A 2,966-nucleotide genomic window follows, 5' to 3' on the forward strand; every position below is an offset into this window, starting at 1 on the left:
GCGCTGACGGTCGCCGCCTATTCCGGAGCGATGTCGATGGCCAAGGCCACGCAGGATGCCGGTGTGCTGCGGGATTGTCTGGCGGGACTTGAGCGAAGCGCGCCGTCGCCATCGCAGGGCGCATTGGCGGCCAGGCGACGCAACAGGATACTGCCACGGCCGGGAACCCCTTGACTCGCCGTGCTCTGGTTCAGCTACTCGGCCAGCGGCTTGATCGTCTCGTAGCCGTTGACGGATTCCGAACTGGTGCCTTCATCGTAGCGCCGCGCGAGCGCGGCTTGCAGATCTGGCGCATAGAGGGCGGTAAATGAATCCAGCGTCTCGCCGGCACCGTTCTTGAAGGTCTCCTTGACCGCCAGGACATTGTATTTGCACTCGCCCAGGCTGAATGTCTCCTTGCCCTTGACGACCAGGCTCAGCGTCTTGGTGCCCTTCGGCGGCTTGTTCGGCGACAGCTCGACGAACTCTATCGCGGCCTTTGTCCCCGCCTTCAGCGGAAACAGCTTTCGCAGATCGGAAAGCGGGATCATCGCCAGGCGACCGGTGTCGCTGTCGCGAAACACCTCGATCAGGCCGGCAAACAGATACTGGGTTTGCGGCGATTGCGATTCGTAGGTGTTGGCAACCGACATCATCCCGCCGGCCACGGGCCGAAATTCGCTCTGGATGCCGGGCCTCGCCAGAACGAAACCCTTTCTGGCGGACTTGACGTCGACGCAACCGGCCGCATGCGCAGTGCTCGCGCACAACATCGCGGCCAGGATCATGCAGATAGGTGCGGCTTTCATTTTTCGTCCTCCTCCGCTTGCGCAAGCGAGACATGCCAGACCCGTGGCATCATGTCGATGATGGCGCAGAGGCGCTGGACGACCGGCCGCTGTCCATGCTGAATCAGCGTATGATGAATCGCCGTTCGACTGCATCGCTTTCCCGACGCAACTTCCTGGCGCAGGCTGCAGGATTTGCCGCGGCCGGCGCCTTGTCGCGCCCGGCCTTCAGCCAGACCGGGCAACGCGTCCAGTCGATCGACGCCACTTTCCTGTTCATCGCCGATGTCCATGCCTGCCGCATGGCGAGCGGCTTGAGCCCCAACTGCCTGCAGGAAGGCAAGACCGACGCCGCGCTGCTGCGCAACGTGGCGGCGCTGAATGCGCTTGGCGACAAGGACTGGCCAACTGAGATCAATGGCGTCGCCACCGGCCTGCGTTCGGCCGGCAGGATAGGCACGCCGCTCGGCCTTGTCGTCGGCGGCGACATCACCGACGATGGCGGCGGCCAGATCACGCAGCCGCGCGAGGGCACCCAACTGCTCCAGTTCAGCCAACGCTACAGCCAGGGCGTCGGTCCCGATCGCGTGCACATGCCGGTTTATATCGGGCTCGGCAACCATGATCTCGACCAGAACGGCCCGCCGCACCATGTCGACTGGTATCGGCGCGAACTGCGCGACTATGTCGAGGTCAACCATCGCGCCGGCGTGTTCTTCAAGCCGCCGGTGCCGGCCACCGACTATGATGTCGACACCGACTGCTACTCCTGGGACTGGGGCGGCCTGCATCTGATCCAGACGCATCGTTTCGCCGGCGATACCGGCCACGGCGCCGAGAGCAGCCTGCCATGGCTGAAGCAGGATCTGGCGACCTATGCGGCGGACGGCCGTCCGGTCATCCTGTTCCAGCATTATGGCTGGGACACCTTCTCGGTGGAACGTTGGGATGCCGCCAAGCGGCACTTCGATGATGACGGCAGTGGTGCGCCGCATTGGTGGAGCGAGGCCGACCGGCAGGCGTTGCTGGCGGCGCTGAAGGGCTACAATATCGTCGGCATTTTCCATGGCCACCAGCACGAAACGCCGCTGATCTATCGCAGGGACGGGATCGACCTGTTCAAGCCGAAGGCTGCCTATATGGGCGGTTTCGCGCTGGCCAGGGTGACCAGCGACGGCATGGACGTGGTGCTGGGCGAGGCGACCGGCGATCACGGCGAGGTCGCCTTCACCAATGCTTTCAGCAAGGGTTGGAGCACCTGAAAAAGGCGGCCTTCGCGACCGCCTTTCCCTCGATAAAGCGCGTTTGCCGATGTCGGATCAGAGCGCCTTCTTGACCTTGTCCTTGACGTCGCCATAGGCCTTCTGCGCCTTACCGGCGGTCCGGTCTCCCGTGCCTTCGGCCTGGGTCTGCCTGTTGCCGGTTGCCTTGCCCGCGGCTTCCTTGACCGAGCCCTTGACCTGCTTGGCCACGCCCGCAACCTGATCCTTGTTCACCATTTTTTGCGCATCTCCTGGGGTTCTGAATTCGGAGGAATTCATTTGCGGTAGCTAACGAGCCGGCGTCGGTTAGGTTCCAGGCGTCGCCCGGACGGCAGATCAGGTCGCGCGGCCGCCGCCCTGGGGCAAGGCTGGTGGGCTAGGCTGCGAACACGCGTCGACCATGGAATTTGGATGGCCGTGCATGCGGGGAGAAAAATGGCTGAATTCACGCTCTACATCGGCAACAAGTGTTTCTCCTCATGGTCGTTGCGGCCATGGCTGGCGATGAGGCATCTGGAGATCCCGTTCGAGGAAGGTTTCGTGCGGCTGCGCACACCTGAAACCTTTGCCAATCTGGCGAAAGTGTCGCCGACCGGTCAGGTGCCGGTGCTGAATCACAATGGCAAGATCGTCTGGGAAACCCTTGCTATCCTTGAATATCTCGCCGACCTGTTTCCCGAGAAAAAGCTCTGGCCGGCCGATATCGACGCCCGCGCGCTGGCGCGTTCGGCCGCGAGCGAGATGCATTCCGGCTTTCGCGAGGTCCGCTATGGCTGGCCGATGAATTTGCGCCGGCCGAAGGGCCACAAGCCGCTCGACGCCGAGGGCGAGGCGCAACGCGCCCGTATCGAGGCGCTGTGGCGCGAGTGCCGGGAAAAATACGGCAGGGGCGGCCCGTTCCTGTTTGGCCATTTCACCGCGGCCGACGCCATGTATG

The 2,966-nt window shown here is 63.5% G+C and carries 4 protein-coding genes; 2 read left to right on the forward strand and 2 right to left on the reverse strand.

Annotated elements, in window-relative coordinates; translation table 11 throughout:
• Positions 1-194 precede the first annotated feature (194 nt).
• Positions 195-788 (reverse strand): hypothetical protein, encoded by a 594-nt coding sequence (locus tag EN994_RS24990; RefSeq protein WP_013532403.1) that lies wholly within the window; start codon positions 786-788, stop codon positions 195-197.
• A 110-nt stretch (positions 789-898) separates the two neighbouring features.
• Between EN994_RS24990 and EN994_RS24995 the strand changes: the two genes are divergently transcribed.
• Complete coding sequence (locus EN994_RS24995; RefSeq protein ID WP_164746157.1) at positions 899-2,029, forward strand: metallophosphoesterase; 1,131 nt, start codon at positions 899-901, stop codon at positions 2,027-2,029.
• A 57-nt stretch (positions 2,030-2,086) separates the two neighbouring features.
• Here EN994_RS24995 and EN994_RS25000 read toward each other — a convergent pair whose 3' ends face one another.
• The gene (locus tag EN994_RS25000; protein ID WP_013532401.1) at positions 2,087-2,266 is read right to left on the reverse strand and encodes a CsbD family protein; all 180 of its coding nucleotides are present in this window, start codon (positions 2,264-2,266) and stop codon (positions 2,087-2,089) included.
• 198 nt (positions 2,267-2,464) lie between these two features.
• Between EN994_RS25000 and EN994_RS25005 the strand changes: the two genes are divergently transcribed.
• On the forward strand, positions 2,465-2,966 hold a 502-nt coding region (locus EN994_RS25005; protein WP_164746156.1), incomplete at its 3' end, for a glutathione S-transferase.

Origin of the sequence: Mesorhizobium sp. M7A.F.Ca.CA.002.09.1.1 (assembly GCF_003998555.1) — a bacterium.
Taxonomy (GTDB): domain Bacteria; phylum Pseudomonadota; class Alphaproteobacteria; order Rhizobiales; family Rhizobiaceae; genus Mesorhizobium; species Mesorhizobium ciceri.

Coding starts and splice junctions, on each gene's coding strand:
- EN994_RS24990 (WP_013532403.1), bottom strand. CDS start 788: ATGAAAGCCGCACCTATCTGCATGATCCTGGCCGCGATGTTGTGCGCG.
- EN994_RS24995 (WP_164746157.1), top strand. CDS start 899: ATGATGAATCGCCGTTCGACTGCATCGCTTTCCCGACGCAACTTCCTG.
- EN994_RS25000 (WP_013532401.1), bottom strand. CDS start 2,266: ATGGTGAACAAGGATCAGGTTGCGGGCGTGGCCAAGCAGGTCAAGGGC.